Source organism: Sphingomonas humi (genome assembly GCF_039536725.1).
Classification (GTDB): Bacteria; Pseudomonadota; Alphaproteobacteria; order Sphingomonadales; family Sphingomonadaceae; genus Sphingomicrobium; species Sphingomicrobium humi.
Genome location: NZ_BAAAZD010000001.1, coordinates 778,235 through 792,201 on the forward strand (window position 1 = coordinate 778,235; position 13,967 = coordinate 792,201).

Consider the following 13,967-nt stretch of genomic DNA (forward strand, 5'->3'; position numbering starts at 1 on the left):
CTAGAACTCCACCCGGTCACCGCCCTTGAGCGCCAGCATGGCGCGCGCCTCGGCAGGGGTTGCTGGCTCGTGCCCCATTTCGCGGAGGATGCGGACGATCTTCTCGACCTGCTGGGCATTGGATTGCGCCAGTACGCCGCGCTCGATGAACAGGCTGTCCTCGAGGCCGACGCGGACGTGGCCGCCCATCAGCGCGGCTTGTGTCAGGAACGGCATCTGGTGGCGGCCGGCGGCGAGCACCGACCATTGGAAACTGCCGCGTCCGAATAGCCGGTCGGCGGTCGCTTTCATAAACATCAGGTTCTCGAGATCGGCCCCGATCCCGCCGAGAATGCCGAAGATCATCTGGATCAGGAACGGCGGTTTGACCGCTCCGGCATCAACGAAATGAGCCAAGTTGTAGAGGTGGCCGACGTCGTAGCATTCGTGCTCGAAGCGGGCGCCGGCATCGCCCAGTGACTGGAGGATGGTGGAGATGTCGCGGAACGTGTTCCGGAAGATGTAGCTGTCTGAATTGCGGATGTAGCCCTCTTCCCAGTCGTGCTTCCAATTGCTGATCCGGTCCGCCACGGGAAAGAAGGCGAAGTTCAGCGAGCCCATGTTGAGGGAGCACATCTCCGGCTTGAACCGGCGAGCCGCCTTGAGTCGCTCGTCGAGCTCCATCGTCGCCGAGCCTCCCGTGGTGAGGTTGATGACCGCATCGGTGCGCTGACGGATGAGTCCGAGGAACTGCGCGTAGACGTCGGGGTCGCCCGTCGGCTGCCCGGTCTCGGGATTGCGTGCATGAAGGTGCAGGATCGATGCGCCGGCTTCGGCCGCGGCGATGGCCTGGTCGGCGATTTCCTGCGGCGTCACGGGAAGCGCGTCAGACATGCTCGGCGTATGCGCGCCGCCGGTGACGGCGCAGGTGATGATGATCTTGGCTATGGCCGTGCCCTCCCGAGCAGGTCGCGATGGAGGCCGAGCCGGTCGGCGGAGAGCTGAAGGCGGCGGACCTGACCGGCTTCGGTGTCGAGGATGCCGGCGACGCGCAGCTCGATCCCTGCGCCGACATTCGCCTGGTCGATGTCCGCGAAACCGCCGGCGTAGCTACCGCTCAGGACGGCATGGAAGGCCGCGCGCGGGCCGGCTGTGAAAAGGGCAGAGACGGTGATGCCCGACGGGCGGACTAGCTCGTCGAAGGCCGGCATACCGACCCTGATCTGCTCGACCATCGGCGACAGGAGGTTGGCCGGCTCTTCGAGCCACTCTCGCGCCAGCCGCTCGGTCGACTCGTTGGGCGCCTCGCAGGGCTGATCCCACGGCGCGGCCATCGGCGGCAAGATGGGATCGCACACGCCGCTCTTCAGTTCGCGCTTGCGAGCGAAATAATCCTCTTCCGCCCAGCCTCGTGACAATTGCTCTCCATCGAGGGCAAACAGCGTGATCCCACCCCAGGCGACCGCATGGAGGGGCGGCCTCGCCGAGACGCCATGCTCGGTGAAACGCATCGCCGCCCAGCCTGGAGCGAGGACGACGTCGTGCACGGTGACGATCAGGCCCGGGAAGAGGTCGAGCTGCGCTGCGGTCGCCGGAAGATACTGCTCATCGCGCCCGGCGAAGACGTGGCCGCCGATGTGGAGCGTATAGTCCGGCGCCATGATCCGCCGGGCTTCGGCGACATCGTGCGAGGTCAGGAAGTCGGTCGCAAACCCGCGCAGCAGGCGGGCGGGGAGGGACAGCGAGGCCGTCACCGCGACCACCATTCGTGCTTGCGCATCTCGCCCTTCAGCACCTTCCCCGACGGGTTTCGGGGAAGCTCGGGGACGATCCGGATCAGCGAGGGGCATTTGAAGTGCGCGAGCCGCTCGCGAAGGAAGGCGCGGAGGTCGTTTTCGGGAAGCGTGGCGCCTGTAACCGCAATGACAAAGGCTGCCGGGCTTTCGCCCCAGCGCTCGTGCGGGATGCCGATCACCGCAACATCAGCGACGTCAGGGTGGGCAAGCAGGACGTTCTCGATCTCGCGCGGATAGATGTTCTCGCCTCCCGAGACGATCATGTCCTTAAAGCGGTCGACGAGAGTGACGTAGCCCTCGGCATCGATGATGGCGGCGTCGCCGGTGCGCAGCCAACCTTCCGCATCGATGGCGGCGGCGGTTTCAGCTGGCTTGCGCCAATAGCCGGGCGCAACCACCGGAGAGCGGATCAGTATCTCGCCAACCTCCCCCGGTGCAACGTCGTCGCCTGTCGCCGGATCGGCCAGTCGCAATTCGACCCACGGGAAGGGGCGGCCGATCGAGCGGAGCCGCTCGTCGCTGTCGTCGAGATGATCGCGCGGAGGGAGCGAGATGACCGTGCCCGCCGTCTCCGTCATCCCGTAGGCGTGGTCGAAGCCGCAACCGAGGAGGCGCAGTGCGCGGTCAAGCGTCGGACGGCCGATCGGCGCGGCGCCGTAGACCAGCCGCTCTAGGCTGGTTGGGGGCGGAGCGTCGGACCCTTCGAGATGATCGAGGATCCGCTCGAGAACGGTCGGCACGAAAAAGCCGTGTGTTGCGCCATGATCGCGCATCGCCGTGACGACATCGGACGGGTCCGGCTGGCGTAGGAGCACGGTAGTGCCGCCCTGGCTGAGCGCCATCATGCCGTAGCCGATCCCGCCAATGTGGAAGAGCGGCATGGCGACGAGGTTGACGCTGTCGGCCGTAAATCCCCAAGCTTCGCGAGCTGTTCGCTCGACAAAGGAAAGGTTGTCCGGCGTGATCATGACGCCTTTGGGCTTTCCGGTAGTCCCCGAGGTGTAGAGTAGAAGGGACGGTTCAGACCGCGCCGATTGCGCCGATTGATCGTCGGCCGGTTGGGCCTGAACCCAGGTATCGAAGTCGGCGCCTAGCGGGATGATATCGAGGTCGTCCGCCCTGCAATCCAGTTCCGAGTCGAGCAACAAGAGATGGGGCTCCCCGTCCGCGAGGATCGCCGCGACTTCGGCCGAGCTCAGCCGCCAGTTGAGCGGCATCATCATCGCCCCGATCTTCATCGCCGCGAACAGCAGCTCGTAGAACACCGGATGATTGCGAGCGAGGATGGCGATCCGGTCGCCGGACCGGATGCCCTTCGACACCAGCCCATTCGCCAGCTGGCTGCTCCGGCGGTCGAGCTCGGCGAAGGTCAGCCGATCGCCGCCGAACAGCAGGGCCGTCGCTTGCGGGCGTTCGCCCGCGAAACGCCGGAGCAGGTCAAGTAAGGTGGGCGGCGCGTCAGACATCGCGTCAGTAGCTCTTGGGCAAACCGAGGCTGTGCTGCGCAATGTAGTTAAGGATCATCTCCCTGCTGACCGGTGCGGTCTTGTGAAGCCGGGCGGTAAACCACAGGTCGGCCAGCCCATATTCGTGGCTGAGGCCATTACCGCCATGCACCTGGATCGCCTGGTCGAGCGCGACGAGGCTGCTGTCGGCGGCGGCGAACTTGGCCATGTTGGCCGCTTCGCCCGCATCCTCCCCAGCGTCGTAGAGCTGCGCCGCGCGGGCGTTCATCAGGCGGGCTTGCTGCACCGCGATGAACGCCTCGGCAAGCGGGTGGGCGACGCCCTGGTGCTGGCCAATCGGCGTCTTCCACACCGTCCGGTCCTTGGCATATTGCGCGGCCTTGACGAGGGCGTAGCGCGAAATGCCGTTGTTGATCGCGGCGGCCGACACACGTTCCGGATTGAGACCAAGGAATACCTGCTTGAGGCCGTTGCCCTGGACGCCGACCAGCGCGTCGGCGGGCAGCTTCACATCGTCGAAGAAGACGGAGAACTGGCGCTCGGGCACCTTCACCGCCGCATCGATCCGGGTCGCGGTGATCCCCGGCGCGTCGGCAGGAACGATCACCAGCGTCAGCGCCGATCGCTCCGGCGTCGACAGGTCCGCGTCACGAGCGACGACCAGCACAGCATCCGCTTCGTCGATCGCCGACGTCCAGTATTTCTGCCCACGCAGGATCCACCCGTCGCCGTCGCGCCGTACCTGCGTCGACACCTTGTGGGTGTTGGAACCGGCGTCAGGTTCCGTGATCGCGAAACTCATCTTGCGCTGGCCGGCGGCAAGCCCAGGAAGCCATTCCTTCTTGAGCTCGTCGGTGCCGAACTTGGCGATGATCGGGGCGCAGATCGACGCGATCACGAGGCTCAGCAACGGGCAGCCCTGCGCAGCGGTCTCTTCGATCACGATATTGAGATCGGCCAGTCCACCGCCGCCGCCACCCCATTGTTCGGGGATGTGGACCGATAGGAAGCCAGCCTTGGCGAGCTCCTGGTAAAGTTCGTCCGCCGAGCCGTCCTTGGCGACCTCTTCCTGGAAATATTTGCGGCCGAACCGCCCGACCAGTTTCGACACCGCATCGCGCAGGTCTCGGTGGTGGTCGGCGGTGTCGACCAGGGGCGAGTGGAACATGGTCTCGGTGCTCATGCAGCCTCGGTGGTGCTGGAGGGATAAGAATAGAAGCCTTGGCCCGACTTCTCGCCGAGCTTGCCCTCAGCGACCATGCGCTCAAGGATGGCAGGCGGGGCAAAGCGGTCGCCGTGTGCGGCCTGAAGGGAGCGGGCGATGTCGAGCCGCACGTCCAGCCCGACGATATCGCTGAGCCGCAGCGGGCCGACCGGGTGGCGATAGGCAATCGTCGCAGCGCGATCGATATCCTCGGCCGATGCAACGCCGCTTTCCAGCATCCGCATCGCTTCCAGCGCGGCAATGAGGTCGAGGCGGCTGGTGGCGAAACCGGGAATGTCGCGAACCGTCAGCGACTGGTGACCGATCCGGCTCACGATGTCGCGGGCGTGCGCCAGTGCGGGTTCGCTGGTCGCGGCGCCGGTGATGAGTTCGACCAGCTTCAACGACCAGACTGGGTTGAAGAAATGCATGCCGAGGAAGCGGTCGGGCTGCGTGACGGCCTGTGCGAGAAGATCAATCGACAGCGACGAGGTATTGCTTGCGAGGAGGCGCGGCTCGCGGGCAGCGCATGCGGCGAGGACCCGATGCTTCAGTTCCAGGCGCTCCGGCACGCTTTCGACGATGAGTTCGAGGCCGATCGGCAGGTCATCGGTGGCGATGAGACGAGTGATGCGCGAGCGCAGCGCTTTCGCGGCATCAGGCGAAAGCTTGCCACGCTTGATCCCGCTATCGATCGCTCCTTCCACGGTGCGGTTCATGCGTTCGGCGCTGGTGTCGCTGGGCTCGACTACCAGCACCTCGCCCCCGGCCTGCGCGAGGACATAGGCGATGCCTACTCCCATCGTGCCGCCGCCGACCACGGCGAAACTGGAGCCAATCATCAGCGGCCCTCCCAAACCGGCTGACGCTTGTCGGCGAAGGCGCGGGCGCCTTCCTGCGCATCGCGGCTCCGGACCACGGCATCGACCAGGGGGCGCTGGATGTCCCACAGCCGCTCCGCCGGCCAGCCAGCCTGCTCGACCATGATGCGCTTGCTGGTTGCCACTGAAAGCGGAGCGTTGGCGGCAAGGATGCGAGCAAGATCGAGTGCCGAGCCGAGCGCCTCGCCAGCGGCGACAAGTCGGTTCACAAGGCCGAGGCGCTGTGCCGTGCGCGCATCCATACGAGCGCCGGTCAGCCCATATTCCATTGCGATGTTCGGCGGAATGCGACGCGCCAGGCGGACCAGGCCTCCCGATCCCGCGACAAGGCCTCGGGTCGGCTCCGGCAAGCCGAATTGCGCCGTTTCGCTCGCGACAATGAGGTCGCAGGCGAGTGCCAGTTCAAAGCCACCGGCCAGAGCGAAGCCTTCGACAGCGGCGATCAGCGGCTTGGCCGGCGGAGCCTCGGTCACGCCGGCGAAGCCCCTGCCGTCCACTTCCGGGCGTTCACCGCTGGCGAAGACCTTGAGATCCATTCCCGAACAGAAATGGCCGCCCGAACCGGTAATGATGGCGCAGCGAAGCGCAGGATCGGAATCAAGTTCGTCCATCGCCGCCGCCACTCGTTCCGAGACCTCGCGGGTGACGGCATTTCGCCGGTCTGGCCGGTTAAGAGTGACGACGAGGATCTCGCCCGCGCGTTCGACAAGGACGGAGGTCATGCGCGAGCCTCTGCGGCAATCGGTACCGATACGCCGGTCGGCTTGAGGCAGCGATAATCGCCAAGATTGGCGCTCTCGGTCATCTTCCAGAAGTCGATGATGCGGAACGGGTTGTTGACGACGTTCCGGCCGCGGCTGTTCATGAAATAGCTCTTCACACCCGAAGCTTGCCAGATCATGCCGCGATGGGTGTCATCCACCGCCTGCGAATAATCGTCATAGACCTCGCGCCTGACCTCAACCGTGCGGCAGCCCTGTTCGAGCATCTGACGCAGCAAAGACATCAGATAATGGGTCTGGCGCTCAAGGATCGTGATCAGGCTACCGCCATGGCCGAACTGCGTGTTGGGGCCATAAAGACAGAAGAAGTTGGGGAAACCGGGAACCACAGTGCCGAGAAAGGCGCGCGCATCGTCACCCTGCCATTCGTCGTGGAGCAGCCGACCACCGAGACCCTCGACCCGCATCGGCGCGAGAAGATTGACTACGTCGAATCCGGTGGCCCAGATAATCGCATCGGCAGAATGGAAGTCGCCATCCGCGGTCACGACCCCGTCCTCGCGCACTTCCGTCACGCCCGAGGTCACCAGTCGCACATGGTCACGCGCGACGGTCCGAAACCAGCCGTTGTCCAGCAGCATGCGCTTGGCGAACGGCGGGTGCGAGGGGAGGACCTGCGGTAACAATTCCTGCGCCTCGCCTAGTTCCTTACGGATATAGGATGTCAGCCCTTTGCGGTGCGCGTCGTTGATCGCGTTGATCGACCCCTCGGCCGACCAGTCCGGATCATGCTGCAGCGCCTCATAAAGCTTGTCGTTGAAGGCCCAGCTGAGCCGCAGCCGGTACCACAGGCGGTATAGAGGAACCTCATCGAGGAGATCCTGCACCGGTTCGGGGATCGACTGCTGGAACTTGGTGAAGGGCGCCGCCCATTGCGGGCTTCGCTGAATGATAGTGAGGGCGGCGACGCGATCGGCGATCGCAGGGGCCACCTGCATCGCGCTGGCGCCGTTGCCGACCAGTATGACCCTCTTGCCATCAAGGGCGAGACCTTCGTCGGGGTAGCGGGCTGTATGGACGCTCGGGCCTGCGAAGCGCTCGAGGCCCGGCACGTCGGGCATGCGCGGCTTGTTGAACGCGCCGACCCCGCTGATCAGGATCGTCGCGCGCAGCCGCTGCTCCGCGCCCGTCGAGTCGTTTGCCAGCACCTCCCATTCGCCCCGCTGCTCGTCGAAGCGCGCGGCGGTCGCTTCCAGTCCGAAGCGGATCTGTGACAGCACACCGTGATCCTCGGCGACCTCTTTCAGATAGCGATGGATCTCGCGGCTGTCGGCGAAGTGGCGCGACCAGCGGCCCGGCGCGAAGGAGAAGGAATAAAGGTGGCTGGGCACGTCGCAGGCGGCGCCTGGGTAGCGGTTCTCCAGCCATACGCCGCCAACATCGTGGCTGCGCTCGATGATGGTGTAGGGGATCCCTGCGCGGTCCAGTTCCACCGCTGCGCTGATCCCCGAGATGCCGGCACCGATGATGAGCGCGGTGAAGCCAGGCGGGACAGCCGCTGGCCGGGCGCCCGGGTCCTCGGCGAGGCCGAGCTCGTGACGGATCATCGGCACGTAGGTGGAGGGGATGTCCTCGCCGAGCGTCGCACTCATCATATCCAGCAACAGTTCGTCGCCGGGATCGGGCAGAGTCACCGGAGCGCCATCCAACCAGGCGTCGATGGCCGCGAGAGCCGCATCGCGGATTTCCTGTTGCTGCGTGAACGGCAGGTCGCCCGTCTCATTGTCATCCATGCCGCGCAGACGCCCAAAACGAAACGGCGGACGGACCCAGCGTGGATCGCCGGTAAGGTGCACCAACAGGCACGCCAGCGTTGGCACACTTGCGCCTGAGATCGCGTCCTGCAGGTTCGCCTTGTCGAGCAAGGAAGGCTCCAAAATGCATGATTATCAACGCCACTGTTGAAACATAACGCCACGCTCCGTGTCAACGTGGGTTGCGTCGAATTGCCGCGCTGCAGCAAAATAGAATGTCCTTTTCGCACTTGCGAAAACCGGAATTTACGTCAGTGATCGGCAGCTTTTTAGAGCGCTTTCAACAAAGCCGTTGACAGATTCTTAGGCGTTGATAGCTTCCTCTTTTCAACACGACCGTGGAAACACGCTGGAGGGCAGTTTGATGGGGCGCTTGCACGGAATTGGCCTGAAACTTCTCGGCTCTGTCAGCACGTTAGGGCTGGCGCTGACCCTCACTCCCTCTGCGGCGCTAGCGCAGGCCGCGCCCGAGTCGCCGACCGCCCGCGCTGTGGCCGATCCGGTCGCGCCGAACACCGGCGACTCGACTGTCGCACCAAAGGACCAGCCGTCTGGAGATATCGTTGTCACGGCCCGCCTGCGCAGCGAGACATTGCTTGATGTGCCGGTTGCCGTCTCGGCGCTCTCCGCCGAGGATATCGTCCGCTACAATGCCACCGACCTCACCAAGATCGGTGAGCTGACGCCGACCGTCATCATCAGCAACTACCGCACTATCGGTGGCGGCTCGCTGTCAATTCGCGGCATCAGCTCGCCCCCAACGCAGGTCGGCTACGAGCAGCCCGTCTCAGTCGCGCTCGACGGGGTGCAGACCTCATCGGGGCGCGTCGCGACACTGGGCTTCTTCGACATGCAGCAGGTCGAGATCCTCAAGGGCCCGCAGGCCCTGTTCTTCGGCAAGAACAGCCCGGCCGGGGTCATCTCGGTGACCAGCGCCGGACCGACCCGCGACCTCACCGTGGGCGCACGCGCGGCGTATGAATTCGTCGCCGACGAAGTCACCACCGAAGGCTTCATCGCCGGTCCGATCGCCGGCGGGATCGGCGGCCGCCTGGCGCTCAAGTATCGCGACATGAAGGGGTGGCTGCACAACAATGCGCAGCCCGCCGCCAATCCCTTCTTCCCCGCCGCGCTTCCGGCCGCGACCGGGCGGCTTCCAGGCCCGCCCGACGACCGCGTCGGGGACTATGAGATCATGGGTCGCGGCACGCTCGAGTTCGCGCCTACCGACAATCTGACGATCACCGGTAAGCTGTTCGGGCTCAAGGGCATCGACCAGGGCGGCGGCAGCTATTCGCAGAACATCGGGCCGTGCTCGGACGGCAAGCCGCGCTCGTTTGGCGTGGTCGATCCGTTCGGCGACTGCCGGCCCGACAACAACACCAGCTTCAGTAACATCGTGCCTGCCATCGCCAGCCGCGTCCCGGCGCTGAACGGCGACAATCGCTCGCGTGGTCGTCAGCAGGCGGTCACCACCTCGCTCAACATGAAGCTCGACCTTGGCGCACTGACCCTGACGTCGATCACCGGCACCCTCTACAATCGCTATCGCAGCATCTCGGGCCTGACCCACACAGTCGACAATGCACTGACCACCTACGAGGACACGAGCTACCGCGCCTTCAGCCAGGAAGTGCGCGCGCTGACCAAGCTTAATGGCCCGGTCAATTTCCTCTTCGGCGCATATTATCAAAACGCCGAGGACAAGCTCTACAACCACACAAATTTCCGGGCCGACATCAGCTACAATCCGGCAACAGATCAGCTGGTGACCTACGTCAAGCAGGCCTACCTCAAGGGCCGGGCCTATTCGGCGTTTGGGCAGGCTGTGTGGGACGTTACCGACCAGGTCGAGCTCGCCGCCGGTGCCCGCTGGACGTCAGAGCGCAAGCGGACCCGCAATCAGAACCTCTACGGCGTCAATACCGCACTCGGGCGTTTCGCGACGCAGACAACCGTCTTTGCCGGGTCGACCGATCCGACGCCAGGCGTGCTGGCCGCGACCTTCAAGGACAAAAACATCTCGCCCGAAGTGACACTGACCTATCGCCCAGTGTCGAACTCGGCGATCTACGTCGCCTACAAGACCGGCTTCAAGTCGGGCGGCTTCGGCATCACCAGCCCAATCCAGACCACCACGCTGCTGAGCGACATCGACTTTGATTCCGAGACCGTGAAGGGGATCGAGTTCGGCGCCAAGGGGCAGGTCGCACCGGGCCTCCGCCTGCAGGCGACGGCCTTTGGTTTCGACTTCAAGAACCTTCAGGTCACCACCTACGACGCCGCCGCGATCCGCTTCCAGATCAACAATGCTGGCGCCGTCCGGCAGCGCGGGGTCGAGCTCGAGGCGGACTATCGCGCCATGCAGGGGCTGAACCTGCGCGGGGCGATCGCGTATGTCCGCAATCGCTTCCGCGACTACACCGGGCAATGCTACGGCTACACCATTCCGGTGGCGCAGGCGCTGACCGCCGCGGCGCCCCCGGGCTGCTCGTTCGTGCTCAACCCCAACGGGTCGCGCGCGCTGACGGCAGCGGGCGGCGCGATCCTGCAGCAGGTGTTCGACGGCCGTGCTCCGGCGCGTTCACCCGACTGGGCGGGCAATGCCGGCTTCGACTATACCCGCGACCTTGGGGCCAGCCTGGAATGGACGCTGAATGGCGATGCCTTCTACAGCTCGTCCTATTATGCCGGCGACACCTTGGCTCCGGCAACGAAGCAGGACGCGTTCTGGCGCTTCAACGCCGGGATCAAGGTCGGCGCGCGGGATGATCGGTGGTCGATCGGGCTGATCGGGCGCAACCTCACCAACAAATATTATTTGCTGTTTGCGGGCGATCGCACCGGCGGCACCAGCGTCCCGCTGACGCAAGGCGAGCAGCGCGGTGTTGTGGCGCGTGGCCGGGAGATCGCAATCCAAGGAAACGTGCGTTTCTGAACGTGGGGGCGCTGAGGCCGGCGGGGCGTGCCACCCCGTCGGCCTTTGTTTGTCAGTAGGGGGTTTCGAGCCCGCCCAGCACCATCTCGGCGAAGGTCTTGCCGATTTCCTCGACCGAAACGTCGCTGCGGTCGGGACGGAACCAGCGGTTGGTCCAGCCCAGCATTCCGAGGATACCGTAGACCACCACGCGGGGTGAGCCGACGTTGCGGAAGCTGCCGTCGGCATAGCCTTGTTCGATGATGGCAATCATCGAATCCTCGGTCTTGCGATTCTGTGTCCGCATGTGCTGCGACCAGTCCGAGCGCTTGTCGCTGACGTGACTGAGGTTTTCGCGGATGTAGATGTATAGCAGCGGATAATGGTGGCCGTAGCTGTTCATCAGGGCGATGATCAGCTCCCTCAGCTTGCGCCGAGGCGCTAGCTCGCTGTTCTCGATACGGACCGCTATTTCCGTATTGCGCTCGACCACGGTGCGGACGACCTCGTCGAACAGCTCCTCTTTGGAGCCGATGTAATAATAGAGGCTGGCCCGATCGATCTCCAGCTCGGCCGCAACGGCGCTGAGGCTCGCCCGCTCGTAGCCCAGGCGATTGAACACCCGAACCGCCGCTTCGGCGATTTCCTCGCGGCGCTTGCGATAGCCCTTGCTCCCCCCGTCCTCCCTGGCCACGTTTCGGCGTCGGCCGATCCGGCTTGGCGCGCTGGCTGGCTCTGAAGCGGGCTGGTCGGGTGCGCCGAGATCATTCATGTGATCTATGTCCCGCATGTCGTCGAATTCGTCAACGCTATTGTTGACAGGAGGTTACTAGCGGCGCACCCCTAGCTGATGAAGAACGCTGTCGACCGCTATTCGATCGACCCCGCCTTGAGGGCTCTTGCCGCCGATCCGCGCGCAACGGCGCGGCGGCCGCCCGCTCACGTTCCGATCGACAAGGTCCGCGAGGCCGCCAATAGCGCGATGTGCCGTCAGCCGGCTGGGCCGGCGCTGTTCCGTGTCTGGGACGAGGTCATCGTGACCGGTGAGGGCGCGGAGCTGAGCTTGCGCTTCTATCGTCCCGACGCTGCTGCGCCCCACTTGGGGATCATGTTCCTTCACGGCGGCGGGTTCACCCTCGGAAGCCTCGACACGCACGATCCGCAGTGCCGGTCGCTGGCGCGCTTCAGCAACAGCTTAGTGGTGTCGGTCGACTACCGCCTCGCCCCGGAACACCCCTACCCGGCGGGGCTGGAGGATTGCCGAGCCGCGTGGGACCGTGTGACCGCCGGCGGCGATGAGCTCGGCATCTGCTCGGGACGATGGGCAATTGCCGGCGACAGCGCCGGCGCCAACCTTGCCCTGTCGCTTGCGCTTGGCACGCGCGGCGAACTCGAGCGACCTGCCGCGCTGGCGCTCTTCTATCCCTTTCTCGATCCGGGCTGCGACAGCCCTTCGGCCCACCAGCTGAAAGAGGGACCGGGCCTGTCGCGGGATGCCATGCTGTGGTTCTGGGAAAATTATCTCGGGCCCCAGCGGCACGCCCCCGGAGCCGAACTGCTGAAGCGAGACCTTTCCGTACTTCCTCCGACCAGCCTGTTCCTGGCGGCCGCGGACCCGCTTGTCGATGAAGGGCTGGCGCTCGCCCAGGCGCTTCGGGAGGGGCACGTCCCGCTCACCTGCCGGATTGCCCAAGGCATGGTTCACGGCTTCCTTCATCTTGGTGCGCTGACCCCGAAGGCTGACGAGACGCTGCGACTTGCTGCGTTCGATCTTCGTGGAGCGCTTGATGCAACGCTTGGCCCAGATCGTGAAAATTTGAACGACCTTCCCACGGAGAGAATTCGATGACAGCTGCTTATATCGTTGATGCTCGCCGTACCGCCGGAGGCAAGCGGGGAGGGGCGCTGCGCGACTGGCATCCGGCCGATCTTGGCGCGGCGGTGCTGAATGCCTTGGTCGAGCGGAGCGGGATCGATCCGGCTGCGATCGAGGACGTCATTGTCGGCTGCGTCAGCCAGATCGGCGAACAAAGCTTTCATGTCGGCCGCAATATGGTGATGGCGAGCAAGCTTCCCGACAGCGTGCCGGCCGTCACCATCGACCGGCAATGCGGTAGCAGCCAGCAGGCGCTGCACTTCGCCGCGCAGGCGGTGATGAGCGGCACGCAGGATGTCGTCATCGCCGCCGGCGTCGAAAGCATGACCCGGGTGCCGATGGGCACGCCGGTCATTCTGCCGATGCAGGCGGGGATCGGGCAGGGACCATGGTCCAAGGCGATCCTCGATCGCTACGGCGTCACCGAATTCAGCCAATTCACCGGCGCCGAGATGATCGCGAAGAATTATGGCATGAGCCGCGAGGAGCTCGACGCCTTTGCGCTCGGCAGCCACCGCAAGGCGGAGGCGGCGATCGAAGCCAATGCCTTCGCCGACGAGATAGTGCCGCTCGAAGTCGTCGATGCCGAGGGCAATCGCGACCTTCATACGCGTGACGAGGGCGTTCGTGCGGGCGCGACGATGGAAGGGCTCGCCGCCCTCAAGACGCTGAAGCCCGACGGGGTGATCACCGCCGGTAATGCCAGCCAGATCTGCGATGGTGCGAGCGGTGCGCTGATCGTCAGCGAACGGGCCTTGAAGGAGCATGGCCTGACCCCGCTGGCACGGATCGACAATCTCACCGTCACTGCCGGTGATCCGGTGATCATGCTGATGGAGCCGATCCCGGCCACCCGCCGCGCGCTGGAGCGATCGGGACGGGCCATCGCCGACATCGACCTCTACGAGGTGAATGAAGCGTTCGCCCCGGTTCCGCTCGCCTGGCTCCGCGAGCTCGGGGCGGATGCCAAGCAACTCAACGTCAATGGCGGCGCGATCGCGCTCGGTCACCCGCTCGGTGCCAGCGGGACCAAGCTGATGGCGACCTTGGTCCATGCGCTGAAGGCGCGCGGCAAGCGCTTCGGGCTGCAGACAATGTGCGAGGGCGGCGGCATCGCCAACGTTACCATCATCGAAAGTCTGACCTGAGCGACACGTCGAGGATGCCGCTCGGGCGCTGGACAGCCCAGGCATAATCGCAAACCCGAAGTCTTAGATCCGGCTCGCGAACCCTAAAGCGGACAGTCTTCTATCGGCCACAAACGGTCGTTCAATCGATCGGTGCGAATGTCCGCTCGCCACCCGTTCCAGAC

11 protein-coding genes are annotated in these 13,967 nt (G+C 64.9%); 3 read left to right on the top strand and 8 right to left on the bottom strand.

All coding sequences use genetic code 11. The features are described 5' to 3' along the window. The 7 genes from kce to ABD729_RS03880 are packed head-to-tail and all read right to left on the bottom strand — an operon-like array spanning position 1 to position 7,841. Complete coding sequence (gene kce, locus ABD729_RS03850; protein WP_344709630.1) at positions 1–927, bottom strand: 3,5-dioxohexanoate:acetyl-CoA acetone transferase; 927 nt, start codon at positions 925–927, stop codon at positions 1–3. Continuing rightward, positions 924–1,733 carry a nuclear transport factor 2 family protein gene (locus ABD729_RS03855; RefSeq protein WP_344708830.1) on the bottom strand — a complete coding sequence of 270 codons (810 nt, stop codon included), beginning with the start codon at positions 1,731–1,733 and terminating at the stop codon, positions 924–926. Before ABD729_RS03855 ends, kce begins: the two co-directional genes overlap by 4 nt. Next, positions 1,730–3,241: a class I adenylate-forming enzyme family protein gene (locus ABD729_RS03860; RefSeq protein WP_344708831.1), complete on the bottom strand. Its 1,512-nt coding sequence runs from the start codon at positions 3,239–3,241 to the stop codon at positions 1,730–1,732. The genes ABD729_RS03855 and ABD729_RS03860 overlap by 4 nt, the downstream gene beginning before the upstream one ends. Before the next feature lie 4 nt (positions 3,242–3,245). Continuing rightward, complete coding sequence (locus ABD729_RS03865; RefSeq protein ID WP_344708832.1) at positions 3,246–4,424, bottom strand: acyl-CoA dehydrogenase family protein; 1,179 nt, start codon at positions 4,422–4,424, stop codon at positions 3,246–3,248. Next, complete coding sequence (locus ABD729_RS03870) at positions 4,421–5,287, bottom strand: 3-hydroxyacyl-CoA dehydrogenase family protein (protein ID WP_344708833.1); 867 nt, start codon at positions 5,285–5,287, stop codon at positions 4,421–4,423. The genes ABD729_RS03865 and ABD729_RS03870 overlap by 4 nt, the downstream gene beginning before the upstream one ends. Continuing rightward, positions 5,287–6,048: a crotonase/enoyl-CoA hydratase family protein gene (locus tag ABD729_RS03875; RefSeq protein WP_344708834.1), complete on the bottom strand. Its 762-nt coding sequence runs from the start codon at positions 6,046–6,048 to the stop codon at positions 5,287–5,289. Before ABD729_RS03875 ends, ABD729_RS03870 begins: the two co-directional genes overlap by 1 nt. After that, positions 6,045–7,841, bottom strand: a complete 1,797-nt coding sequence (locus ABD729_RS03880) for a flavin-containing monooxygenase (RefSeq protein WP_344708835.1) — start codon at positions 7,839–7,841, stop codon at positions 6,045–6,047. Before ABD729_RS03880 ends, ABD729_RS03875 begins: the two co-directional genes overlap by 4 nt. Positions 7,842–8,226: 385 nt before the next feature. Here ABD729_RS03880 and ABD729_RS03885 point away from each other — a divergent pair, with 385 nt between their 5' ends. Next, positions 8,227–10,800 (top strand): TonB-dependent receptor, encoded by a 2,574-nt coding sequence (locus tag ABD729_RS03885; RefSeq protein WP_344708836.1) that lies wholly within the window; start codon positions 8,227–8,229, stop codon positions 10,798–10,800. Between the two features lie 52 nt (positions 10,801–10,852). Here the strand turns inward: ABD729_RS03885 and ABD729_RS03890 are convergent, their stop codons facing one another. After that, entirely contained in the window at positions 10,853–11,551 is a 699-nt protein-coding gene (locus ABD729_RS03890) for a TetR/AcrR family transcriptional regulator (RefSeq protein ID WP_344708837.1), read from the bottom strand. A 78-nt stretch (positions 11,552–11,629) separates the two neighbouring features. On the opposite strand from ABD729_RS03890, the gene ABD729_RS03895 reads away from it, so the two are divergent. Together ABD729_RS03895 and ABD729_RS03900 are read left to right on the top strand one after the other, a co-directional pair. Next, positions 11,630–12,628, top strand: a complete 999-nt coding sequence (locus ABD729_RS03895; protein ID WP_344708838.1) for an alpha/beta hydrolase — start codon at positions 11,630–11,632, stop codon at positions 12,626–12,628. Beyond that, positions 12,625–13,803, top strand: a complete 1,179-nt coding sequence (locus ABD729_RS03900) for an acetyl-CoA C-acetyltransferase (RefSeq protein WP_344708839.1) — start codon at positions 12,625–12,627, stop codon at positions 13,801–13,803. The genes ABD729_RS03895 and ABD729_RS03900 overlap by 4 nt, the downstream gene beginning before the upstream one ends. Positions 13,804–13,967 lie beyond the last annotated feature (164 nt).

Bases quoted from the DNA above. Each gene is read 5' to 3' on its own strand.
- ABD729_RS03885 (WP_344708836.1), top strand. From the start codon at position 8,227: ATGGGGCGCTTGCACGGAATTGGCCTGAAACTTCTCGGCTCTGTCAGC.
- ABD729_RS03895 (WP_344708838.1), top strand. From the start codon at position 11,630: ATGAAGAACGCTGTCGACCGCTATTCGATCGACCCCGCCTTGAGGGCT.
- ABD729_RS03900 (WP_344708839.1), top strand. From the start codon at position 12,625: ATGACAGCTGCTTATATCGTTGATGCTCGCCGTACCGCCGGAGGCAAG.
- ABD729_RS03870 (WP_344708833.1), bottom strand. From the start codon at position 5,287: ATGATTGGCTCCAGTTTCGCCGTGGTCGGCGGCGGCACGATGGGAGTA.
- ABD729_RS03865 (WP_344708832.1), bottom strand. From the start codon at position 4,424: ATGAGCACCGAGACCATGTTCCACTCGCCCCTGGTCGACACCGCCGAC.
- ABD729_RS03860 (WP_344708831.1), bottom strand. From the start codon at position 3,241: ATGTCTGACGCGCCGCCCACCTTACTTGACCTGCTCCGGCGTTTCGCG.
- ABD729_RS03875 (WP_344708834.1), bottom strand. From the start codon at position 6,048: ATGACCTCCGTCCTTGTCGAACGCGCGGGCGAGATCCTCGTCGTCACT.
- ABD729_RS03880 (WP_344708835.1), bottom strand. From the start codon at position 7,841: ATGGATGACAATGAGACGGGCGACCTGCCGTTCACGCAGCAACAGGAA.
- ABD729_RS03890 (WP_344708837.1), bottom strand. From the start codon at position 11,551: ATGAATGATCTCGGCGCACCCGACCAGCCCGCTTCAGAGCCAGCCAGC.